At 64.2% G+C, this 22,557-nt stretch carries 17 protein-coding genes; 14 read left to right on the top strand and 3 right to left on the bottom strand.

Annotated features, from left to right (window positions below; all coding sequences use genetic code 11):
- Nucleotides 1-103: 103 nt before the first annotated feature.
- Together B0E50_RS05230 and putA are read right to left on the bottom strand one after the other, a co-directional pair.
- Nucleotides 104-1,180 (bottom strand): AraC family transcriptional regulator, encoded by a 1,077-nt coding sequence (locus B0E50_RS05230; RefSeq protein WP_077440133.1) that lies wholly within the window; start codon nucleotides 1,178-1,180, stop codon nucleotides 104-106.
- A 150-nt stretch (nucleotides 1,181-1,330) separates the two neighbouring features.
- A complete protein-coding gene (putA, locus tag B0E50_RS05225; protein ID WP_077440132.1) occupies nucleotides 1,331-4,486 on the bottom strand; it encodes a bifunctional proline dehydrogenase/L-glutamate gamma-semialdehyde dehydrogenase PutA in 3,156 nt (1,051 codons plus the stop codon).
- Nucleotides 4,487-4,778: 292 nt separating this feature from the next.
- Here putA and B0E50_RS05220 point away from each other — a divergent pair, with 292 nt between their 5' ends.
- From B0E50_RS05220 to B0E50_RS05205, 5 genes are all read left to right on the top strand, one after another.
- Nucleotides 4,779-5,219: a DUF2244 domain-containing protein gene (locus B0E50_RS05220; RefSeq protein ID WP_077440284.1), complete on the top strand. Its 441-nt coding sequence runs from the start codon at nucleotides 4,779-4,781 to the stop codon at nucleotides 5,217-5,219.
- 20 nt (nucleotides 5,220-5,239) lie between these two features.
- The gene (gene coxB / locus B0E50_RS05215) at nucleotides 5,240-6,175 is read left to right on the top strand and encodes a cytochrome c oxidase subunit II (protein ID WP_077440131.1); all 936 of its coding nucleotides are present in this window, start codon (nucleotides 5,240-5,242) and stop codon (nucleotides 6,173-6,175) included.
- Between the two features lie 67 nt (nucleotides 6,176-6,242).
- Nucleotides 6,243-7,859 (top strand): cytochrome c oxidase subunit I, encoded by a 1,617-nt coding sequence (gene ctaD / locus B0E50_RS05210; RefSeq protein ID WP_077440130.1) that lies wholly within the window; start codon nucleotides 6,243-6,245, stop codon nucleotides 7,857-7,859.
- Nucleotides 7,860-7,914: 55 nt separating this feature from the next.
- Entirely contained in the window at nucleotides 7,915-8,061 is a 147-nt protein-coding gene (locus B0E50_RS18130) for a hypothetical protein (RefSeq protein ID WP_168170808.1), read from the top strand.
- Nucleotides 8,062-8,180: 119 nt separating this feature from the next.
- Nucleotides 8,181-9,068, top strand: a complete 888-nt coding sequence (locus tag B0E50_RS05205) for a cytochrome c oxidase subunit 3 (RefSeq protein WP_077440129.1) — start codon at nucleotides 8,181-8,183, stop codon at nucleotides 9,066-9,068.
- A 210-nt stretch (nucleotides 9,069-9,278) separates the two neighbouring features.
- On the opposite strand, the gene B0E50_RS05200 is transcribed toward B0E50_RS05205, so the two are convergent.
- Nucleotides 9,279-9,494: a twin transmembrane helix small protein gene (locus B0E50_RS05200; protein ID WP_077440283.1), complete on the bottom strand. Its 216-nt coding sequence runs from the start codon at nucleotides 9,492-9,494 to the stop codon at nucleotides 9,279-9,281.
- Between the two features lie 59 nt (nucleotides 9,495-9,553).
- On the opposite strand from B0E50_RS05200, the gene B0E50_RS05195 reads away from it, so the two are divergent.
- From B0E50_RS05195 to B0E50_RS05155, 9 genes are all read left to right on the top strand, one after another.
- The gene (locus tag B0E50_RS05195; protein WP_077440128.1) at nucleotides 9,554-10,309 is read left to right on the top strand and encodes an SURF1 family protein; all 756 of its coding nucleotides are present in this window, start codon (nucleotides 9,554-9,556) and stop codon (nucleotides 10,307-10,309) included.
- Between the two features lie 12 nt (nucleotides 10,310-10,321).
- Nucleotides 10,322-10,897: a hypothetical protein gene (locus B0E50_RS05190; RefSeq protein WP_077440127.1), complete on the top strand. Its 576-nt coding sequence runs from the start codon at nucleotides 10,322-10,324 to the stop codon at nucleotides 10,895-10,897.
- Nucleotides 10,897-12,072: a COX15/CtaA family protein gene (locus tag B0E50_RS05185; protein ID WP_077440126.1), complete on the top strand. Its 1,176-nt coding sequence runs from the start codon at nucleotides 10,897-10,899 to the stop codon at nucleotides 12,070-12,072. The genes B0E50_RS05190 and B0E50_RS05185 overlap by 1 nt, the downstream gene beginning before the upstream one ends.
- Nucleotides 12,073-12,975 carry a heme o synthase gene (gene cyoE / locus B0E50_RS05180; RefSeq protein ID WP_077440125.1) on the top strand — a complete coding sequence of 301 codons (903 nt, stop codon included), beginning with the start codon at nucleotides 12,073-12,075 and terminating at the stop codon, nucleotides 12,973-12,975. It begins immediately after the preceding gene.
- Between the two features lie 285 nt (nucleotides 12,976-13,260).
- Nucleotides 13,261-13,494 (top strand): hypothetical protein, encoded by a 234-nt coding sequence (locus tag B0E50_RS05175; RefSeq protein WP_077440124.1) that lies wholly within the window; start codon nucleotides 13,261-13,263, stop codon nucleotides 13,492-13,494.
- 156 nt (nucleotides 13,495-13,650) lie between these two features.
- Entirely contained in the window at nucleotides 13,651-16,308 is a 2,658-nt protein-coding gene (mgtA, locus tag B0E50_RS05170; RefSeq protein WP_077440123.1) for a magnesium-translocating P-type ATPase, read from the top strand.
- Between the two features lie 65 nt (nucleotides 16,309-16,373).
- Nucleotides 16,374-18,038: a Na/Pi cotransporter family protein gene (locus B0E50_RS05165; protein WP_077440122.1), complete on the top strand. Its 1,665-nt coding sequence runs from the start codon at nucleotides 16,374-16,376 to the stop codon at nucleotides 18,036-18,038.
- 303 nt (nucleotides 18,039-18,341) lie between these two features.
- Nucleotides 18,342-19,469 carry an efflux RND transporter periplasmic adaptor subunit gene (locus B0E50_RS05160; RefSeq protein ID WP_077440282.1) on the top strand — a complete coding sequence of 376 codons (1,128 nt, stop codon included), beginning with the start codon at nucleotides 18,342-18,344 and terminating at the stop codon, nucleotides 19,467-19,469.
- Nucleotides 19,462-22,557: a CusA/CzcA family heavy metal efflux RND transporter gene (locus tag B0E50_RS05155; protein WP_077440121.1), complete on the top strand. Its 3,096-nt coding sequence runs from the start codon at nucleotides 19,462-19,464 to the stop codon at nucleotides 22,555-22,557. The genes B0E50_RS05160 and B0E50_RS05155 overlap by 8 nt, the downstream gene beginning before the upstream one ends.

The raw sequence follows: 22,557 nt of genomic DNA, 5'->3' as shown, positions 1-22,557 counted from the left end.
TGTCGTGCAAGCGTGCGATGAGGGGGAGGGCAAAAAGGACGAACAGGGGGGGCGAATCGGCCAGTCTTGAATCTGTTAATGACGGTCGAGCCCAGCTATCCGTTCAGGACATGCTGCGACGGGCCGACTGCGGCGGCATGCCGGTCCAGCGCTTGAACGCGCGACGGAATTCGCGCGGGTCGCTGAAACCCAGCTCGTTGCCGATCTCGGCCACGCTGAGCTGGCCCGCATGCAGCAGTTCCAGTGCACGTTCGGCGCGGACACGATCGTGGATCTCGCGGAAGATGCGGCCGCTGTCCGCCAATCTGCGCCGCAGTGAGCGCTCGCTCAGATGCAGTGTGCGCGCCACTTCGGTCAGCCTGGGATGTTCGCGCAGCCGGCTGCGCAGCAGGCGCTCGACCGAACCGACGATCTCGTCATGACTGGCGTTGCCGCGCAGCTGTTGCTGGCACAACGCCAGCGCTTGCCGCGAGGTCAGCGGGTTGTAGCCGGGCAGCGGGTGAGCCAGCCAGCTGGTATCCACCAGGATGCGGTTGTACTGGGCGCCGAAACGCACTTCGCAACGGAAAATCCGTGCGTATTCGTTGGCATAGGCCGGTGCGGGATAGGTCAGTTCCATCCGGACCGGCACCAGCTTCGGCCCGACCAGTTCGCGCGCAATGGCCAGCGAGCTGGAGAACAGCTCCTCGCACAGGAACGGCAGCAGCTCGATCTCGCCGAAGCGCGGCCACGCTTGCACGGCGACGGTCTGCGCGTCGAGCACGGCAAAGTCCACGTCGAGCAGGCTGCCGCAGACCTTGTGATTCTCGATGCCCACGCTCATCGCCTCGCCGAAATTGCGCGAGGTCATCATCGCCAGTCCGAGCAGGCCGAAGCTGCCGATGGTTTCGTTGCTGCCGACCACCAGGCCCAGTGCCGGGTCGCGCAGGACTTTCAGGCCGCGCCCGATCAGCGTGCGCGCCTGGCGGTAGGAAACCCGCACGCTCGGATCGTTGATCTGCTGGCGGGTGAGGCCGAGGCCGGCGAACCACGCATCGCTGGACAGTCCGCGTCGCGCGGCGAGTTCGGTCAGATGCACCAGTACATTGGGTGGTATGTCTGCAGCCAATGCACGCGGATCGGGCTCAGCCACCAACGACGGTGTAAGCCGTGAAACCTGCATTCCCGCCACTTGTGACATGCCTGAGCCCTTCCCGTGCCGACCCCATCGGCGCAGGAACGAGTTCTAACACGTGCAGCGCCTATGTGGTTGGCGCGGCGCACAAGGGCTGTTGCGAACTGCGTGATGTACCTGCGAATGAGGCCAACCGAGGCGGGCCTCATTCGGCGCTTACTCGCCGATCGTCAACAGCGAGGCGTTGCCACCAGCCGCCGTGGTGTTGATGGTGAGCGTGCGTTCGCCGGCGAAGCGCAGCAGGTAGTGCGGGCCGCCGGCCTTGGGGCCGGTGCCGGACAGGTTCTCGCCGCCGAACGGCTGCACGCCGACTACCGCGCCGATCTGGTTGCGGTTGACGTAGCAGTTGCCGACGCGGGCATGACTGGCGATGTAGTCGACGGTGTCATTGATGCGGCTGTGGATGCCGAGCGTGAGGCCGTAGCCGGTGGCGTTGATCTGATCGACCACCTGCTTCAGCTCGCTGCCCTTCCAGCGGATCACGTGCAGCACCGGGCCGAACACTTCGCGGGTCAGCGTGGCGAGCGAGGGGATCTCGTAGGCGCGTGGGGCGAAGAAGGTGCCGTTGGCGGTGAGCGCCGGATCGAGTGCGACCTCGCCGATCTTCTTCGCTTCCTTGTCCATGCGCGTGGCGTGGTCGACCAGGATCTTCCTGGCGTCCTCATCGATCACCGGGCCGACGTCGGTGGACAGCTGGCCCGGGTCGCCCACCTTCAGCTCGCCCATCGCACCGGCGAGCATCGCGCAGACCTTGTCGGCGATGTCTTCCTGCACGAACAGCACGCGGGCGGCCGAGCAGCGCTGGCCGGCGGACTGGAATGCGGAGGCGATCACGTCCTTGACGATCTGCTCGGGCAGCGCGGAGGAGTCGGCGATCATCGCGTTCTGGCCGCCGGTCTCGGCGATCAGCGCAGCGATCGACGCATTGCGCGCAGCGAGGGCGCGATTGATCGCCCACGCGGTTTCGGTGGAGCCGGTGAAGGCGACGCCAGCGACGCGCGGATCGCGGGTCAAGGCGGCGCCGACGGTGGCGCCGTCACCCGGCAGGTACTGCAGCACGTCGGCCGGCACGCCGGCGTCGTGCAGCAGCTTCACGGCGGCGTAGCCGATCAGCGAGGTCTGCTCGGCCGGCTTGGCGATCACGCTGTTGCCGGCCGCGAGTGCGGCGCTGACCTGGCCGAGGAAGATCGCCAGCGGGAAGTTCCACGGGCTGATGCAGACGAACACGCCACGGCCGTTGAGGAACAGCTCGTTGCTCTCGCCGGTCGGGCCCGGCAACTGTTCGGGCTGACCGAACAGGCGGCGCGCCATGGTGGCGTAGTAGCGCAGGAAGTCGGCGGCCTCGCGGATCTCGGCGATCGCGTCGGGCAGGCTCTTGCCGGCCTCGCGCACGCACAGCGCGATGAACTCGCCGCGGTGCGCTTCGAGCTGCTCGGCGGCGTGTTCGAGGATCGCAGCGCGGCTGGCCGCGGGCAGACGATCCCAGTCGAACTGCGCGGCGACGGCATTGCTCAGCGCCTTGTCGACGGTGGCGCTGTCGGCGCTGACGTAGCTGCCCACATTTTGGCGGCGGTCCGCGGGATTGGTCACCCGGATGGTCGGGCCGTTGGCGGTCGCGCCCGGCACCAGCGGAGCAGCAGCCCACGGGCCGGCATGAGCGTTGACCGCGTCGGCCATCGCCCTCAGTTCGTTGTCGTTGGAGAAGTTGACGCCCATGGAATTCTTCCGGAGTTCTGCGTAGATGTTGACCGGCAGCGGGATGCGCGGATGCAGGATGGAGGCGAACGACCGCACGGTTTCGCACGGATCGGCAACCAGGGTGCGCACTGGCACGCTCTCGTCGACGACGCGGTTGACGAAGCTGGTGTTGGCACCGTTCTCGAGCAGGCGGCGTACCAGATACGGCAGCAGGTCCTCGTGCGTGCCGACCGGCGCGTACACGCGGCAGGGCACGTTCAAGTTCTGCGGGCCGATCACTTCGGCGTACAGGTCGGTGCCCATGCCGTGCAGGCGCTGGTACTCGTACGGACGGCCCTGCGCGATGTGATGCACGGCGGCGATCGAGTGCGCGTTATGCGTGGCGAACTGCGGATAGATCAGTTCGACGCCGGCACCGAACAGCTTGCGTGCGCAGGCGAGATAGGAGACATCGGTGTTCGGCTTGCGCGTATACACCGGATAGCCGGCCAGGCCGTTTTCCTGCGCGCGCTTGATTTCGGCGTCCCAGTAGGCGCCCTTGACCAGGCGTACGTACCAGCGACGGCTGGCGGCGCGCGCGGTTTCGATCAGCCAGTCGATCACGAACGGGGTGCGCTTGGCGTAGGCCTGTACCACGATGCCAAGGCCGTTCCAGCCTTGCAGCGAGGGGTGCGCGAACACGTCGCCGATGATGTCGAGTGATAGCTCAAGGCGCTCGGCCTCTTCGGCATCCACCGACAGCGCGATGCCGTACTTCATCGCCAGCTGCGACAATTCCAGCAGCTTTTCGCTGAGCTGGCGGTGGGCCAGTTCGCGCTTGGCCACTTCGTAGCGTGGATGCAGCGCGGACAGCTTCACCGAAATCGACGGCGCGTCGGTGTGGTTCGCGAACGGGCCACGCGCGCCGATCGCGGCAATCGCGTTGCGGTAATCCTGCTGATAGCGCTCGGCGGTTTCACTGGTCAGCGCCGACTCGCCCAGCATGTCGTAGGAATAGCGGTATACCGCGTATTCCTTCTTTGCGCAGCGGTCGAGCGCTTCATCGATGGTCTGGCCCATCACGAACTGGTGGCCCATGATGCGCATCGCCTGACGCACGGCGAGGCGGATCGCCGGTTCGCCGGCACGACCAACCAACCGCTTCAGCGCGCCGGTGAAATCGTGGCGGGTGTCATCGGCGAGATTCACCAGATGCCCGGTGAGCATCAGCCCCCAGGTGGAGGCGTTGACGAACAGCGACTCGCTCTGGCCCAGATGCTTCTTCCAGTCCGCATCACCGAGCTTGTCGCGGATCAGCTTGTCGGCGGTGGCCTTGTCGGGAATGCGCAGCAGCGCTTCGGCCACGCACATCAGCAGCACGCCTTCCTCGCTGGACAGGTCGTACTGGCGCATGAAGGATTCGACCGCACTCTGGTCCTTGGCACGCAGGCGCACCCGGCTGACCAGGTCGGCGGCGAGGTCGATCACCTTCTCTCGCTCGACCGGCGGCAAGGTGGCCTGGGCGAGCAGGTCGTTGACTGCTTCGGTTTCGTCGCGCAGCCACGCGGCCGTGATGCGTGCGCGTGCCGGCTCGGCGCCGGTGGGGAGTTCGGGGCTGAGAATGGGCTGGGTCACGGTGGGGATCGGTGTTATGGCGGGGATGGTCAGCCGGGCGATTGTACGCTGGAGATGATGTGCGCGCGTGCACGATATCGGACATCTGCCCGTGACGAGTCGGCGGCATGGGCGACCTGTCGAAGCGGTCGAAGGGTCATTGGGTGGTGTGGATTCGCCAACGGGTCCAGGTCAACCGGGTGCGGCATTCTTGCCCGCCGACTCGCCGCGGCCTATCATTCCGACGTTCCAGGCACGCCGGATCTCCATGATCGTGCTTCGACCAGCTGCCGCCGGCCTGCCGTGCGTGACGATGTGGCTCAAGCCCAATCGCACGCTCAGCCGACGCGGCCTGCGTCGATTGATCGTGGTTCTGGTGGCACTGGCGCTGATTACGGCAGGACTGGGCGCGTGGCAGGGGAATGTATTTGCTCCGCTGTTTGCCTTGGTGGAATCCGCCGCCGTGGCTATCGCGTTGAGCGTGGCCTGGCGGGCCGGTGACCGCAGTGAGCGCATCACCCTCGACGCTTCGTCGCTGGAGGTGCAATCCTTGCCAGGGCGTCGCAGTGTGCGTTTCCAGTCGTACTGGGTACGCGTGCTGCTGGAGCCGGGCAATGGGCGCCAGCGCCTGCTGCTGTCATCGCATGGGCGCGAAATGGAAATCGGCGCCTTTCTTGCGGAACAGGAACGTGTCGAGCTGTCGAAGAAACTCATGGTGTTGCTGGCTGATTTCAATGGCCAGTTGCGCAAATAGATTCAACAAAGGTGCAAGACATGACATCTGGCGGCATCAGGCGATCATTCACGGCATGGGCGGCACTTGCCCTTGCACTGTTCGGCGGCGTGGCCCAGGCCGATCCGAATCCGTACCAGCTGAACATGCAGCGTGGCGCGAGTACCTGGTCACAGGTTCCCTATGACCTGAACAACATCTCGCTCGGCGTGTGCGTGGTGATCGGTGTTCTGGTGTTCGGCGCGATGTTCATCGCCATGTTCCGCTTCCGCAAGTCACGCGGCGCGGTGGCCGAGAAGTGGTCGCACAACACCATGCTGGAAATCGTGTGGACCACGATCCCGGTGATCATCCTGATCGTGCTGGCCTACCTGGCCACCGGCGGGATCACCTCCTGGTCCGATACCACCGGTTCGCAGATGACGGTCAAGGTCACCGGCTATCAGTGGAAGTGGCGCTACGACTATGTCGACTACCTCGGCAAGCCGATCAGCAAGGTCGGTTTCATGTCCAAGCTGGACACGCAGAGCGACCAGACCCGTCAGCTGGGTTCGGGCATGGATCCGTACGCGGTCAAGGTAGGCGACGAGAACACTTACCTGCTGAACGTGGACAAGCCGCTGGTGGTGCCGGTCGACACCAAGATCCGCTTCGTGATCACCGGTGCCGACGTGATCCACTCCTGGTGGGTACCGGCGCTGGGCTGGAAGCTAGATGCGATCCCCGGGATCATCAATGCGGCCTGGACCAACATTCGGGAGCCGGGCACGTATCGTGGCCAGTGCGCCGAACTATGCGGACAGGATCACGGCTTCATGCCGATCGTGGTGGTGGCCAAGTCCAAGCCGGATTTCGCCAAGTGGCTGGCCGAGCAGGAGGCGCAGTCGGCAGCACCTGCCGCGGCACCGGCGGCGGCATCCACGGCTGCGGCACCGGTGTCCGCCCAGACCGCTGCGGCACCTGCCACGGCCAAGTAAGGCCGCTCCCCAGCTACTCCAGTCTCATTGCAGCCGCATTCAATTTTCAGGTTAGAGGTGCAAGGCCATGTCCCACGCAGCCACCCATGATCAGCACGATGATCACCACGGCGCGCCGAAGAATTTCTTCCAGCGCTGGTGCATGTCCACCAACCACAAGGATATCGGTACGCTGTACTTGGTCTTCGCGCTGCTGATGTTCTTCATCGGCGGCAGCTTCGCGATGCTGATTCGCGCCGAGCTGTTCAAGCCGGGCCTGCAGCTGATGCAGCCGTATTTCTTCAACCAGCTGACCACCATGCATGCGCTGGTGATGATCTTCGGCGCGATCATGCCGGCCTTCGTCGGCCTCGGTAACTGGATGATCCCGTTGATGGTCGGCGCGCCGGACATGGCGCTGCCGCGCATGAACAACCTGTCGTTCTGGATCCTGCCGTTCGCCTTCACCCTCATGCTGTCCACCCTGTTCATGGCCGGCGGTGGGCCGGCCGGTGGCTGGACGATGTATCCGCCGCTGTCGCTGCAGAGCGATTCGCTGGCCTACGTGGTGTTCGCGGTCCACCTGATGGGCATCAGCTCGATCATGGGCGCGATCAACATCATCGCGACCATCCTCAACATGCGCGCGCCCGGCATGGAGTTGCTGAAGATGCCGGTGTTCGTGTGGAGCTGGCTGATCACGGCGTTCCTGCTGATCGCAGTGATGCCGGTGCTGGCTGGTGCGGTGACGATGCTGCTCACCGACAAGTACTTCGGCACCAACTTCTTCAACCCGGGTGGCGGTGGTGACCCGGTGCTGTACCAGCACATCTTCTGGTTCTTCGGTCATCCCGAGGTGTACATCATGATCCTGCCGGCATTCGGGATCATCTCGGAGATCATCCCGACCTTCGCGCGCAAGCCGATCTTCGGCTACAAGGCGATGGTGTTCGCGATTGCCTCGATCGCCTTCCTGTCGTTCATCGTGTGGGCGCACCACATGTTCGCGGTCGGCCTGCCGATGGGCGCCGAAATCTTCTTCATGTACGCGACGATGCTGATCGCGGTGCCGACCGGCGTGAAGGTGTTCAACTGGGTCAGCACCATGTGGGGCGGCTCGATGACGTTCGAGACGCCGATGCTGTTCGCGATCGCGTTCGTCATCCTGTTCACCATCGGCGGCTTTTCCGGCCTGATGCTGGCGCTGGTGCCGGCCGACTTCCAGTACCACGACACCTACTTCGTGGTGGCGCACTTCCACTATGTGCTGGTGACCGGCGCGCTGTTCGCGATCATCGCCGCGACGTACTACTGGCTGCCGAAGTGGTGCGGCCACATGTACAGCGAGTTCTGGGGCAAGATGCATTTCTGGAACAGCGTGATCTGGGTCAACGTGCTGTTCTTCCCGCAGCACTTCCTGGGTCTGGCCGGCATGCCGCGCCGCATCCCGGACTACAACGTGGCGTTCGCCAACTTCAACATGATCAGCTCGATCGGCGGCTTCTTGTTCGGCGCCTCGCAGCTGATCTTCCTCGGCGTGCTGATCCATGCCGTGTGGTTCTCGAAGAAGAAGGCCACCGATCGCGTGTGGGAAGGCGCCAAGGGCCTGGAGTGGACGGTGCCGTCGCCGGCGCCGCACCATACCTTCGATGTGCCGCCGGTGATCCACGACGACGAGCTGGCGCACGGCCACGTGAACGATTGACCATCTACAGGGTGCCCATGCCGGAAGCGGCGAGGCGTCCAGAGCACGGATCCACATGACGCAACCGAAGATGCAGCAAGCCGTGATTGACCAGTTCGACGCAGAGCGCCGCAAGGGCGTGCGGCGCACCGTGACGATACTGGTGGTGATCGTGGCGGCGTTCTTTTTGGTGTCGTTCGTGCAGATCGTGCTGATGAAATAGCAATACCGCAGTCGCGACATGTTTTTCTTCAACCGGTTGGGTGTCTAGACGATCGGCATGCAATTCCCCGGTCGGCATGGCGGGGTCAAGTCATCAAGAGAAATCCACGGGGTCTCACCATGGGTCAGCAGCACGACGCTTACTTTGTTCCGGCCAAGAGCTACTGGCCGATCGTGGCCGCAGTGGTCATGTTCACCACCGTGTTCGGTGCTGCGCACTGGCTGAATGCGGAACCCGGCGACGCCGGCTTCGGCAAGACCGTGCTGACCGTAGGCGTGATCGGCGTGCTGGGCATGTTCTTCGGCTGGTTCCGCTCGGTGATCAACGAATCGCTGGCGGGCAGCTACAACCACCAGGTGGACACCTCGTTCCGCATGGGCATGATGTGGTTCATCTTTTCCGAGGTGATGTTCTTCGGCGCGTTCTTCGGCGCGCTGTTCTACATCCGCATGTTCTCGGTGCCGTGGCTCGGCGGCACCGGCCATGGCACGTTGACCCACGAGTTCCTGTGGAGCAATTACGCCGCGTCGTGGGGCGCCAACGGCGGCAACGGCCCGGAGCATGTCGGCGGCACATTCTCGACCGTGCCGGCATGGGGCCTGCCGCTGCTGAACACGCTGATCCTGCTCAGCTCCAGCGTCACCGTGACGATTGCCCATCACGCGCTGCGCGCGGGCCATCGCGGCAAGATCCTGGTGTTCCTGGGTCTTACCGTGCTGCTGGGCGCGCTGTTCCTGAACTTCCAGGCGCACGAGTACATCGAGGCCTACAAGGAACTGAACCTGACCCTGCACAGTGGCGTCTACGGTTCGACCTTCTTCCTGTTGACCGGCTTCCACGGCCTGCACGTGACCTTGGGCACGATCATGCTGGCGGTGATCTGGTTCCGCGTGTTGAAGGGTCACTTCAACAAGGACCACCACTTCGGCTTCGAGGCGGTGGCCTGGTACTGGCACTTCGTCGACGTGGTCTGGCTCGGCCTGTTCATGTTCGTCTACATACTCTGATCTTTGACGCGACATCCGTTTCGCGAAGAGCAAAACCGGTCATCCATGGCCGGACTCTTCACAAGAGTCGTGACACATGCACAACAAAAAGCCCGCCATTGGCGGGCTTTTTGTTGGAGCGAAGGGATCACTCAACGGCCGCGGTAGTCAGCCGCCATCGCGCGCGATTTGTCGCGGTCAGGCCGCAGTACCGACAGCAGCCGGGTACAATTACTGGCCGACGTCGTGCGGATGCAGCCAACCCATCCAGATGCCGAACGCGACCATGCCGATCAGCACCAGCGACAGGCCGATGCGGCGGGTCAGCGCCCAGACGGTGCGTTTGTCGTCGTCCTTGTCGGTCATCATGAAGTACAGCGCTTGGCCGAGGCTGAAGATCACCACCAGCAGCACCACCACCAGCGCACATTTGTAGACGGTTTCCACGTGATTGATCCGATCCATTTCGACAGTTGCAGTATAGCGATCAGCGGCGGATACGCTGCGTGATCGGATTTCGCCGTCCGCCGTGGTGGGCGCTGCTGCTGACCGCAGCCGGGGCGTTGCTGTTCGTGCGTTTGGGCATCTGGCAGCTGCATCGTGCCGACTTCAAGGATGCGCTGCTGCGGCGGTATGCCGCATCGGCTTCCGCACCCCGACAGGATTTTGCAAAGGTGGCCGAGACACCGCCGGTTGACGGTTTTCCACGGGTGCAGGTAAGCGGTCGCTATCTCGTCGAGCGGTTGTACCTGCTGGACAATCCCCAGCATGACGAGCGCGGCGGAGTCGAGGTCTTCGTGCCTTTCGTGCTGCGCGACCAGTTGCAGCCAGTGCTGCTGGTGGACCTCGGTTTCCTGCCCGGCAACGGCACCGCACAGGTGCCGCAATTGCCGCCATTGCCCAGCGGTGATGTCAGTCTGCAGGGTCTGTATGTGCCACCGCCGCCGCTCGGTTTCGAAATGGGTGGCGATGCGCTGGCACGGCAGACGCAGTGGCCGAAGAGCAGCATCTTTCTGGATCCGGCAGCCGTGGCCCATGACCTCGGTCGCCCGCTGTACCCGCGGGTGCTGGCGTTGGATGCCGATCCGGCTTCGATCTACGTGCGGGTTCACACGCTCGATTTTTCCTCGATGCCACCGGCACGCCATCGTGCCTATGCGTTCCAGTGGTTCTCCTTCGCGATCGCGGCGGTGGTGATCCTGCTGGTGCTCAATCGCAGGCGTAAGCCGCGTGAATCCCATTTTCAGAATGATCCCGAATGACGATGAAGTCCGATGAATACTGCTGATCCGAAATCATTGCGCCGCAGCCGGATGTTCCTGATCCTGATCGCGCTGGTGTTTGCCGCGCCGATGATCGCCGCGGGCCTGCTCACCTGGGGTGGTTGGCAGCCGGGTGTGAAGGGCAATGGCCAGCCGATCGTGCCGCAGCGCAATTTCGTCGACGAGAAAGTGCAGGTGCAGCTGGCCGACGGGCAACACGACTATGCATGGCGCGACAGCGAACCGCGACTCACCCTGATTGCACTGGCTGGCCCGGACTGTGCCGCGCAGTGCTTCGAGACGCTGACCGAGATCGCCAAGGCGCGGGTGATGCTCAACCGCAGTCAGTCGCGTCTGCGTCTGCTCTACATCGGTGTGCCGCCGGCGGATGCGGGTCAACGTGTCGCGATGGATACGTACTGGACGCTGGGTCGGGATGTCGATGGCAAGCTGGCTGCCTACGTGCCGGCCACGCCGGACAGCGTCAGTGCGGTGCTGGTTGAATCCAACGGCACGGCGCTGTCGCTGTATCCGGCAGGTTTCGATGTTCCCGGCCTGTTGCGGGACATGCTGAAGGTGATCAAGTGATGTCGTCGGGTATCCTGAAAATCCTGCGGTGGTTGTCCCTGCTCGCCGCGGTGTTCGCGTTCGGGCTGGTGATGTTCGGCGCGTTCGTACGGCTGTCCAATGCCGGCCTGTCCTGCCCGGACTGGCCGACCTGTTACGGTCAGGCGACCTGGCCGCAGCATGCGCAGGCAGTGGCGAAGGCTGATGCGGCCTTCCCCGATCGCCCGTATGAGGCACACAAGGCCTGGCGTGAGCAGGTACATCGCTTCCTGGCGGGCACACTTGGGGTGCTGGTGCTGGTGCTGGCGTTGCTGGCGAGCTGGCGCAAGCGCGGCGCCCAGCTGGCGATCCTTGTTGCGGCGGTGTTTGCGGCCGTCGGGGTCGGTCTGTACATCAGTGGCGAGCATCGATGGTCGTCGTTGCTGGCGGCGTGCGCGATTGCGCTGCCGCTGTTCACAGCCAGCGCATTGCGCCGGCCGGGTGCATGGTGGATCAGCGTACTGGCGCTGGCGGTGATCATTTTCCAGGCGATGCTCGGCATGTGGACGGTGACGCTGCTGCTCAAGCCCATCGTGGTGATGGGGCATCTGCTCGGTGGCATGACCACGTTCGCGCTGCTGGCGTATGCGGCGCTGCGCTTTGCCGGCATCGCGGCGCCGGACGACCGGCTGGCGGACCTGCGCCGGCTGGTGACGATCGGCGTGGCGCTGCTGTTCTGCCAGATCGCGCTGGGCGGCTGGACCTCGGCGAATTATGCGGCGCTGGCCTGTGGCTACGGCCCCGGCTCGTTCCCGCAGTGCCTGAATCAATGGGCACCACCCACGGATTTCCACCAGGGCTTCGTGCTGTGGCGGGGCATTGGTGTCAATTACGAAGGTGGTGTGCTCGACATGGCCGCGCGTAGCGCGATCCAGCTAGTGCACCGGTTCGGTGCACTGGTGGTGTTCTGCTATCTCGGCTGGTTGTCGCACAAGCTGGCCCGGCGTGGCTTGCGGGTCTTTGGCATCGCAGTCGCCGTGGCCCTGGTGAGCCAGGTGCTGCTGGGCATCAGCAATGTGTACTTCGGTTTGCCGCTGGCAGTGGCGACCGCGCACAATGGTGTGGCTGCACTCTTGCTGTTCACCTTGCTGGCCACACTGGCGCGTACCCAGCGTCGGCATGACGAGTCGATGTTCCTGTCGCTGGAGCCGCGTTAAATGGGATCGTTCAGCGAATACCTGCAACTGACCAAGCCGCGCGTCGTGGCGCTGCTGGTGTTCTGCGCGGTGATCGGCATGTTCCTCGCCGTGCCGGGCATCCCGCCGTGGCGGGCGCTCGTGTTCGGCACGCTGGGCATCTGGATGGCTTCCGGTTCGGCCGCGGCGTTCAACCATCTGATCGACGAGCGCATCGACAAGCTGATGGCACGTACCGCGCGGCGTCCGCTTGCCACCGGTTCGCTCACGCCACATCAGGTATTGGTGTTCGCGGTGTTGCTCGGCATCGCCTCGATGCTGGTGCTGGCGCTGCTGGTCAATCCGCTGACCGCACTGCTCACCTTCGGTGGCCTGATCGGCTACGCGCTGGTCTACACGGCCTACCTGAAACGCGCCACACCGCAGAACATTGTGATCGGCGGCCTCGCCGGCGCGATCCCGCCGGTGCTGGGCTGGACCGCTGTCACCGGCCACCTGCACGCATTTGCATTGCAGCTGTGCCTGATCATCTTCGTGTGGACGCCGCCGCATTTCTGGGCATTGGCGATCTTCCGTCGCGACGATTACGCGCGGGCGCAGGTGCCGATGCTGCCGGTCACCCATGGCATCGTGTACACGCGCTGGCAGGTGTTGTTCTACACCGTGCTGCTGGTGCTGGTGACTCTGCTGCCGGCGCTGACCGGGATGAGTGGCCTGATCTATCTGGGCGGCGCGATCGTGCTGGACTTGGGCTTCCTGTATTACGCGGTGCGCCTGCTGAATCCGCCGGACGAGCTGTTCCCGATGAAGGTGTTCAAGTACTCGATCGTGTACCTGATGGCGCTCTTCGCGTTCCTGCTGGCCGACCACTGGCTGGTCGAGCCGATGGTGCGGCATGGCCTGCTGTTCGAAGCAGTGGGTTGACATTCATTCAGCCTGTACGGGTTGACACTTCCGCAGCGCAGCACGACAATGCGCGAGCCTCCCGGCGCACTGCGTCGGCTGGCCCCCAGTCCTGACAAACCAAGGCATATGGACGTTTACCCTAGTCGCAACGTCGTCATCCGCGAGCATCGGATGCCGGCGACGCATAACAACAAGTTGAACGCCTGCGGCGACCGCCTGCGGTCGGCTGGTGCTTTCCTCGACTAGGGAAAGTCCGGCCCACCCCTGACGACGCCATAGGCGTCGTTACGAGGAGATGGGCCCATGAAGCTCCTTCGCGATACCCTTCTGTTGCGCGCACTGCGCCGGCTGCTGGCTGGCCGTCGTGAGGCTGTGCGCCGTCCGTACACCGTCACCGTGCCCGCGCCGCTCGAAAAGATCGCCGGCAGCAACGTGATCGAATTGCACCGCCGGACCCCGGTGGCAGCCAGCCATGCGCCGACCTCGGCCGATGCACTGCCATCGTCCGTACATCTTGCGCTGGTATCCAGTCGCTGATGGTCGCAAATACGTCATGCAAGGGATGGCCCCCGCCAAGGGTGGCGCCGTTCTGGCCGTATGCGCGGCCAAACGCGCTGACCGTGACGCAGCTGGCGGATTGATTCCGCCGACTCGCACCGGCAGCAGGCATCAGCGAATTCACGGAAGCGGGTCATGAACAAGCAATTCAATCAGGCTGCCGCAGGCAAGGTGGCTGGCAAGGCGGTGGCCGTGCATGCGATGGTGGCGCAGGAAGCCTTCCGCGCGAACGACGAGCTGCTGGTATCGCTGGAGACCTCGCCGGCTGGCCTCGACGAGGAACAGATCGAGACCCGGCTGGACCGCGACGGTCACAACGAGGTATCGCACGAGAAGCCGCCGCACTGGACGCGCCAGCTGCTGCGGGCCTTCAAGAACCCGTTCATCATCGTGCTGCTGATCCTGGCCGTGGTGCAGGTGTTCGTTACGCCGGACGACCTGTCCGGCCCGATCATCATCGCCGTGATGGTGAGCATCAGCGTGCTGCTCAGCTTCAGCCAGGAATACCGTTCTTCGCGCGCCGCCGAGAACCTGAAGGCGATGGTGCGCAATACCGCCACGGTCACGCGCAAGGCCTCCGATGGCCATAGCGAGCGCATCGAGGTACCGGTGGGTGAGCTTGTGGCGGGCGACATCGTGCACTTGGCGGCGGGCGACATGGTGCCTGCCGACATGCGCTTGCTCACGGCGAAGGACCTGTTCATCAGCCAGGCCATCCTCACCGGCGAATCGCTGCCGGTGGAGAAGCTCGCGCCCACCATGGCGCAGGTCCGGGAGCGCGACCAGCGGGTCTCCCACGACAACCCGCTCGACCTCACCACCGTCTGCTACATGGGCACCAACGTGGTCAGCGGGACCGCCGCCGCGGTCGTGGTATCGACCGGCTCGCGTACCTATCTGGGTTCCATTGCGCGTACCCTCACGGGCCAGCGTGTGCAGACCAGCTTCGATCGCGGCGTGAAGAGCGTCAGCTGGCTGTTGATCCGATTCATGCTGGTCATGGTGCCTGTCGTTCTGGGCATTCAGTGGTTCAAGCACGGCTTCTTCGAGGCGCTGCTGTTTGCGCTGTCGGTCGCGGTGGGCCTCACGCCGGAGATGCTGCCGCTGATCGTTACCGCGAACCTCGCCAAGGGCGCGATCGCGATGTCCAAGCGCAAGGTGGTGGTGAAGCGCCTCAACGCAATCCAGAACTTCGGCGCGATGGATGTGTTGTGCACCGACAAGACCGGCACGCTCACGCTGGACAAGATCGTGCTGGAGCGGCACCTGGATCTGAACGGCGAAGAATCCGAGGATGCGCTGGAATACGGCTACCTCAACAGCCATTTCCAGACCGGTCTGAAGAACCTGATGGACAAGGCCGTACTGGCGCATCGTGATCTGGAGGGCACCGTCGCGCGCTATCGGGTGGTCGATGAGATCCCGTTCGATTTCCAGCGTCGGCGCATGTCGGTCGTGCTCGCCAACGGCGACGGCCAGCACCTGCTGATCTGCAAGGGTGCGGTCGAGGAGATGCTGGCGATCTGCACCTCCGAGCGCGATGGCGACAGCATCGTGCGGATGACCGACGAGCGGCGGCGCGAGATCAAGGCGATGACCCACCACCTCAACGAGGATGGCCTGCGCGTGCTGGTGGTGGCGATCAAGCATGAGCCGCCGACCACGCATACCTACGGCGTCAAGGACGAGAGCGAGATGGTCGCGATCGGCTGCCTGGCCTTCCTCGATCCGCCGAAGGACAGTGCCGCCACGGCTATCGCCGCGCTGCACCATCATGGCGTGGAAGTCAAAGTCATCACCGGCGACAACGAAGCGGTGACGCGCAAGATCTGCCGCGAAGTAGGCCTCGACGTCACGCACTCGGCGCAGGGGCGCGATATCGAACCGCTGGACGATGCCGCGCTGGATGAGATGGTCAAGCGCACCACCGTCTTCGCCAAGATGTCGCCGCTGCAGAAGGCACGCGTGGTGAAGTCGCTGCAGCGCCAGGGCCATACGGTCGGCTTTCTCGGCGACGGCATCAACGACGCGCCGGCACTGCGCGAGGCGGACGTCGGCATCTCGGTGGATACCGCCACCGACATCGCGAAGGAATCGGCCGACATCATTCTGCTGGAGAAGAACCTGATGGTGCTGGAGGAGGGCGTGCTCGAAGGGCGCATCACCTTCGGCAACATCATCAAGTACATCAAGATGACCGCCAGCTCGAACTTCGGCAACGTGTTGAGCATGTTGATTGCGAGTGCGTTCCTGCCGTTCCTGCCGATGCTGCCGCTGCAGGTGCTGGTGTTGAACCTGTTGTACGACATCTCGCAGCTGTCGATTCCGTTCGACCGCATGGACGAGGAATACCTGCGCAAGCCGCGCAAGTGGGATGCCAGCGACATCGGCCGCTTCATGGTGTGGATCGGCCCGACCAGTTCGGTGTTCGACATGACCACGTTCGCGCTGTTGTGGTACGTGTTCGGCGCGAACTCGCCGACGCATCAGTCGCTGTTCCAGTCAGGCTGGTTCATCGAGAGCCTGCTCACGCAGACGCTGGTGGTGCACATGATCCGCACGCGCAAGATCCCGTTCCTGCAGAGCAGTGCTGCGGCACCGGTGCTGGGTCTGACCACGGCGATCATCGTGATCGGCATGCTGCTGCCCTTCACCGCGATCGGCACGAAGATCGGCATGATGGAAATGCCTGCCGCGTACTTCGGCTGGTTGGCATTGACGGTATTGGCGTACTGCGCGCTGACCCAGTTGATGAAACTGGTCTACATACGTCGCTACACGCACTGGCTGTAACGCGGTTGAGAGCGATGGCGCCGGTCCGCGTCACGGACCGGCGCCGAGCGCCAGGGAGAAATCAGATGAAAGGAACGTTCGCCTTGTGCGACATCGCGGGTTACGTCGCGCTGTTGCTGTGGGGCACACACATGGTGACCAGTGGCGTGCTGCGTGGTTATGGCAGTGCGTTGCGTCGCTGGCTGGGCCGTTATCTCGGCCGGCGCCCGGCTGCGTTCGCGTTCGGTGTGTGCATCACTGCGCTGCTGCAGAGCAGTACCGCCACCGGCATGATGGCGACCTCGTTTGCCGCCAGCGGTTTCCTCGGCCTGGCGCCGGGGCTCGCGGTGATGCTGGGTGCGAATGTCGGCACCACGCTGATCGTGCAGGTGATGTCGTTCGACATCGCGGTGATTGCGCCGATCCTGATCCTGCTTGGTACGGCAGTGCACCGGCGCAGCGATGATGTGCGCTACGAGAATCTCGGTCGTGTCGCGATCGGCCTGGGCCTGATGCTGCTGTCGTTGCACCTTCTGGTACTGACGATGGCACCGATGGAGAACGCGCAGGCGTTGCGCGCCGTGCTGCAGAGCCTGTCGGACGAGCCGTTGATTGCGCTGCTGGTCGCGGCGGTGCTGACCTGGGCCTGCCATTCCAGTGTGGCGGTGGTGCTGCTGATCGTCTCGCTGGCGACGACGGGCGTGGTCGATGCGCCGGGTGCGCTGGCGCTGGTGCTGGGCGCGAACCTCGGAGGCACGTTGCCGGCGCTGTTCGATGCGGGTACGCCGGTGGCACGGCGGCTGCCGTTGGGCAACCTGCTGGTGCGTGCCTTCGGCTGCCTGATCTGCCTGCCGCTGCTGCATCTGATCGCGCAGTGGCTGGCGCCGCTGGGTGCCTCGCCGGCGCGCATCGTGGTGAATTTCCACACTGCGTTCAATCTTGCGCTGGCGTTGCTGTTCATCCTGCCGGTCGAGCGCTTTGCGCAGTTGCTGGTGCGCCTGTTGCCGGAGCCGCCGAAACCGTCCGATGCATCGGTGCCGCAGTATCTCGATCCAGCCGCTCTGGACAGCGCCAACGTGGCGCTGGCGAATGCCGCGCGCGAGGCGATGCGCATGCTCGACATGGTCGAGAACATGCTCAAGGGGCTGGTCGAGGTGTTCGGCAAGGACGACCGCGTGCGCGCTGCCGCGATCAGCCGGATGGACCCGACCCTGGACCGGCTCGGCGTGGCGATCCGCGAATACCTCGCCGACCTCGGCGGCGAAGCCCTGAACGAGGAAGACGGCGAGCGCAGCCAGGACATTCTCGCCTTCATCATCAATATCGAGCATATCGGCGACATCACCGCGAACAACCTGATGGAATTCGCCGCGAAGAAGGCCGCGCGCGGCCAGGATTTCAGCGCCGACGACATCCTCGACCTGGCCGCGATGCACAACCAGGTGATGGAAAGCCTGCAGCTGGCGGTGGCGGTGTTCCTGCGCAGCGACGTGCGCGCAGCGCAGCAGCTGGTGGCGCGCAAGCCGGCGTTGTGGCGGATGGAGAACGAGAGTTCCGAGCGACATATCCGCGCGCTGCGCGAGCAGTGTGACGATGGTGGTGGCGGCGACGTCTACCTGCGCATCCTGCGCGATCTCAAGCGCATCCACTCGCATCTGGCTGCGCTGGCATACCCGGTGCTGGAGCGTGCCGGGCTGCTGCAGGAACGGCTGGTTCGCGAAGCGCCGAGCCCCAGCAACGGCGTGCTGTAGAACGGCGCGTTCTAAAACAACTTGTCGTAACACTTTTGTCATCGGCGTCGAGCAAACAGGAGAAACCGGCTCTTGCACAGTAGGCCCTCAACCGATCAACCACCTCCAAGCCAGCCGTACTGACGCCGCACCCAAGCGCTCTTCGCCCTGAAGTACGCCCCGGACGCGGCGACCATTGACGGTCTTACCGCGGTCCGGGATGCGTAGGCAGTTCGCCACGAACTGCCTGCCTTTCCCTCGCCGTATGCATCGCCCGCCGGCCACCGCGGGTTCGTTCATGCCTTCATGCCGAAGGGGAAGCTCATGTCGTTCCGTTCCATTCAAAACCTGTCGTGCCTGTCGGCCTCCATCGTGCTGGCGTTGTCGCTCGCTGCCTGTTCGCACGGCTCGAATGAGGCCACGCAGGAAGTGCCCGCCATGGTTGCCGATCACGGCAGGCTGCATGTGCCCGAGAAGTCGCCGTTGCGTACGCGACTGGTGATCCAGTCGGTCGAGATGCGCGATGTACCGCATGTGGTGAGCTTTCCGGCCACGGTCGAGGCCGACCCGGCACGCACGGCCAATGTGCTGCCGGCCTTGACCGGCAAGGTGGTCGAATTGAAGGTGGGGTTGGGTGACCACGTCAGTCGCGGCCAGTTGCTGGCGGTGATCGATTCGGGCGACCTGGCGCAGGCCTATGCCGATGCGGACAAGGCGCGCGATGCACTCGATCTGGCGAAGAAGAGCCTGGATCGCGCGCATGGCGTGCAGGAGGCCGGCGGCAATGCGGTGAAGGATCTGGAAGCCGCGCAAAGTGGCTACAACCAGGCGCTGGCGGAGTTCAATCGGGCGCAGACACGGCTTGCCGCGGTAGGTGGTGCGGCGGGTGCGCATGCGGCGCACGCGATGAATGTCACCGCGCCGGTCGGCGGTTACGTCACCGCGTTGTCGGTGGCGCCGGGCATGTATGTCAACGATGCCACAGCCGCGATGATGACCATCGCCAATCTGGACACGGTCTGGATCACCGCCAACGTACCGGAAAGCGAGATCGCCCTGGTCGCCAAGGGGCAATCGGTGAATGCCACGCTGTCCGCCTATCCGGATCAGGTCTTCCATGGCCGGGTCAGCTTCGTCAGTCCGTTGCTGCAGCCGGATACACGCCGCGACATGGTACGCGCCGCCGTCGCCAACGAGGACGGGCGGCTGAAGCCGAACATGTTCGCGAATGCCAGCTTCGACATCCCGCAGCCGGCGCAGGTGTTCGTGCCGGAGTCGGCGCTGCTTATGAACAACGACAACACGACCGTGTTCGTCGAGGTGGCGCCATGGACGTTCGAGCGTCGCACAGTCGAGCTCAGCTATGACGAGACGGCCGGTGCGCGCGTGGTGAAGGGGCTGAAGGCGGGTGATCGCGTGATCGTGAAGGGCGGAGTGCTGCTCAATGATTAACGCGATCTTCCACTTCTGCTTCCAGAAGCGCATGTTGTTCATCGTCGTGACGATCCTCGTCGCGTGCTTCGGCTATTACTCCTGGACCCAGCTGGCGATCGAGGCGTATCCGGAGCTGAGCGACGTCACCGCCCAGGTCACCACCCAGGTGCCGGGCCTGGCTGCCGAGGAAATCGAGCAGGAGATCACCACGCCACTGGAGCGTGGGCTGGCCGGTACGCCCGGGCTGGTGAGCATGCGTTCAAGCAGCACGTTCGGGCTGTCGCTGATCACGCTGGTGTTCAAGGATGGTGCGGAGGATTACTGGGAACGCCAGCGCGTGATGGAGCGGATCGCCCAGGTCACCCTGCCGCCCGGGATCACCCCGGGTCTCGATCCCGTGTCCGGACCGGCCGGCGAGATCTATCGCTACACGCTGGAATCTGACAGCAGGAACCTGATGCAGCTGTCGGAGCTGCAGAACTGGGTGATCGTGCCCGCGCTGGAGCAGGTTCCGGGTGTCGCCAATGTCGACAACTTCGGCGGCTTCACCAAGGAGTTCCAGCTCGAGCTCGACCCGGCCCAGCTGCTGCACTACGGCGTCAGCGTGGGCCAGGTCAGCAGCGCGATCTCGGCCAATACCGCGAACGCCGGCGGTGGTCGCATCACCCGCGGCGAGCAGTCGTACATCGTGCGCGGCATCGGCATGGTGCATACGCTGAAGGACCTGGGCGACATCGTGGTCGTCCAGAGCAACGGCGTGCCGGTGTACGTGCGCGACCTGGGCAAGTTGCAGTACGGCCACCAGGTGCGCGAAGGCATCCTCGGCAAGGACAGCAATCCCGACACGATCGAGGGCATCGTCGACCTGCTCAAGTACGAGAATCCGTCACGCGTGCTCGAAGGCATCCACGCCAAGGTCGCTGAGCTCAACCAGCGGCTCGCGGCACAGGACGTGCGCGTCGTGCCGTACATCGACCGCGACGACCTGGTCAACGCGACCAAGGAAAAAGTCTTCCACACCGTGATGGAGGGCGTCGGCCTGGTCTGCATCGTGCTGATCCTTTTCCTCGGCAGTCCGCGTTCGGCGCTGGTGGCCGCGGTGGCGATCCCGATGTCGCTGGTTACCGTATTCATCCTGATGCAGTTCACCAGGATGCCGGCGAACCTGTTTTCGCTGGGTGCGATCGATTTCGGCGTCATCGTCGACGGCACCATCGTGGTGATGGAGGCGATCCTGCGCCGGCGCGAGGAGAAACCCAACGAGGTGCTCACCGAAGACGACGTGATGACGGTGACCAAGCATGTCGGTCGTTCGATCTTCTTCGCCACGCTGATCATCATCACTGCCTACTTGCCGCTGTTTGCGTTCGAGCACGCCGAGGGCAAGCTGTTCCGGCCGATGGCCTTCACCGTGGGCTATGCGCTGCTGGCCGCGCTGCTGTGCACGGTCACGCTGACGCCCGGGCTGGCTTACATCGCGCTGCGCAAGCCGCGCAAGCTGTTCCACAACAGGCCGCTGGAACGGCTGCAGGCGGCATACCACAACAGTCTGGGCCGCCTGCTGCACAAGTTGCCGACGGTTTATGTCACAGCGGGCGTGGCACTGCTCGGCGTGGTGCTGCTGGGTGCGACGATCGGGCGTGAATTCCTGCCCGACCTGGATGAAGGTTCGTTGTGGCTGCAGGTGCAGATGCCGACCGGCCTGTCGCTGGACAAGGCCAGTGCGATGACCGCCGAATTGCGTCGTGCCGTGCGCGAATTTCCGGAAGTCTCCTATGTGGTCACCCAGCTCGGCCGCAACGACAGCGGCACCGATCCGTGGACGCCGTCGCATGTCGAATCCGCAGTTAGTCTCAAGCCGTACAGCAGCTGGGCGAACGGCGAGACCAAGGCGGAGTTCCTGCGCAAGTTCAACGCACGGATGCAACAGATTCCCGGCATCACGGTAGGCGTCAGCCAGCCGATCGTGGATGGCGAGAACGACATGGTCGGTGGCGCGCACAGTCCGCTGGTGCTGCGCATCTACGGCGACGACTTCAAGGAACTGCGCCGCATCGGTGGGCAGATCGTCGACGTGCTGCGGGATGTGCGTGGCACGGCGGATGCATCGATCTTCCAGGAGCCGCCAATCCCGCAACTGGCGATCGAGGCCGACCGCGACGCGGCGGCACGCTACGGCATCAACATCGCCGACATCAGCAACCTGATCCAGACCGCGATCGGTGGCGCACCGATTACCCAAGTCTATGTGGGTGATCGTGTCTACAACGTGACCGCGCGCGTGTCGAACAAAGTCGCCAACAACATCGAGGCGATCGGCCAGCTGCCGCTGACCGCGGCCAACGGCGCCCAGGTGCCGCTCAAGCTGGTGGCGCATATCAGCCTGAAGACCGGCGAGAGCACGATCTCGCACGAACAGGATCATCGCGAGCTGACCATCCGCATCGACAACCGCGACCGTGCGCTGTCGGAGTACCTGGCTGACGCCCAGCAGCAGATCGATGCGAAGGTGCACTACGACAAACAGGATTATCGGCTGGAATGGGCCGGCAATTTCCAGAATGCGCAGCGTGCACAGGCGCGCCTGATCGTGGTGCTCGGCATGGTGCTGGCGATCATGGCGGTGCTGCTGTTCGCCGAGTTCGGCAAGCTGCATCAGGCGTTCCTGGTGCTGGCGGTGGTGCCGCTGGCTGCCGTGGGTGGCCTGATCTCGCTGCATCTGCGCGGTGAGACACTGAACATCGCCACCGCGGTGGGCTTCATTGCGCTGTTCGGCGTGGCGGTGCAGAACGGCATCATCATGGTGTCGAACATCAACCGTGTGCGAAAGGAAGGTTTGACGCTGGCCGAAGCGGTGCTGGCCGGTGCTGCGGAGCGCTTCCGCCCGGTACTGATGACGGCGACCGTGGCCAGCGTCGGCATGCTGCCGGCAGCATTGGCCACCGGCATCGGCACGGACGTGCAGCGCGGCCTGGCCACCGTGGTGGTCGGCGGCCTGCCGATTGCCACCCTGCTTACGCTGTACATCCTGCCCAGCTTCTATTTCGCGATCGAGCGTTTCATCGAGCGCCGCCGCGGCCACGCACCGTCGGCGAAGGACATCTGA

The organism is Rhodanobacter sp. C01, from assembly GCF_002001045.1.
In the GTDB taxonomy this organism is placed as follows: Bacteria; Pseudomonadota; Gammaproteobacteria; order Xanthomonadales; family Rhodanobacteraceae; genus Rhodanobacter.
Note: the sequence above shows the minus strand (reverse complement) of the source record. Positions and strands in the feature narration are given on the sequence as shown.

Excerpts from the sequence above, each read along its gene's own strand:
- coxB (WP_077440131.1), top strand. The coding sequence starts at position 5,240 with ATGACATCTGGCGGCATCAGGCGATCATTCACGGCATGGGCGGCACTT.
- ctaD (WP_077440130.1), top strand. The coding sequence starts at position 6,243 with ATGTCCCACGCAGCCACCCATGATCAGCACGATGATCACCACGGCGCG.
- B0E50_RS18130 (WP_168170808.1), top strand. The coding sequence starts at position 7,915 with ATGACGCAACCGAAGATGCAGCAAGCCGTGATTGACCAGTTCGACGCA.
- cyoE (WP_077440125.1), top strand. The coding sequence starts at position 12,073 with ATGGGATCGTTCAGCGAATACCTGCAACTGACCAAGCCGCGCGTCGTG.
- B0E50_RS05220 (WP_077440284.1), top strand. The coding sequence starts at position 4,779 with ATGTGGCTCAAGCCCAATCGCACGCTCAGCCGACGCGGCCTGCGTCGA.
- B0E50_RS05165 (WP_077440122.1), top strand. The coding sequence starts at position 16,374 with ATGAAAGGAACGTTCGCCTTGTGCGACATCGCGGGTTACGTCGCGCTG.
- B0E50_RS05175 (WP_077440124.1), top strand. The coding sequence starts at position 13,261 with ATGAAGCTCCTTCGCGATACCCTTCTGTTGCGCGCACTGCGCCGGCTG.
- B0E50_RS05155 (WP_077440121.1), top strand. The coding sequence starts at position 19,462 with ATGATTAACGCGATCTTCCACTTCTGCTTCCAGAAGCGCATGTTGTTC.
- B0E50_RS05190 (WP_077440127.1), top strand. The coding sequence starts at position 10,322 with ATGAATACTGCTGATCCGAAATCATTGCGCCGCAGCCGGATGTTCCTG.
- B0E50_RS05205 (WP_077440129.1), top strand. The coding sequence starts at position 8,181 with ATGGGTCAGCAGCACGACGCTTACTTTGTTCCGGCCAAGAGCTACTGG.
- mgtA (WP_077440123.1), top strand. The coding sequence starts at position 13,651 with ATGAACAAGCAATTCAATCAGGCTGCCGCAGGCAAGGTGGCTGGCAAG.
- B0E50_RS05230 (WP_077440133.1), bottom strand. The coding sequence starts at position 1,180 with ATGTCACAAGTGGCGGGAATGCAGGTTTCACGGCTTACACCGTCGTTG.
- B0E50_RS05185 (WP_077440126.1), top strand. The coding sequence starts at position 10,897 with ATGTCGTCGGGTATCCTGAAAATCCTGCGGTGGTTGTCCCTGCTCGCC.
- B0E50_RS05160 (WP_077440282.1), top strand. The coding sequence starts at position 18,342 with ATGTCGTTCCGTTCCATTCAAAACCTGTCGTGCCTGTCGGCCTCCATC.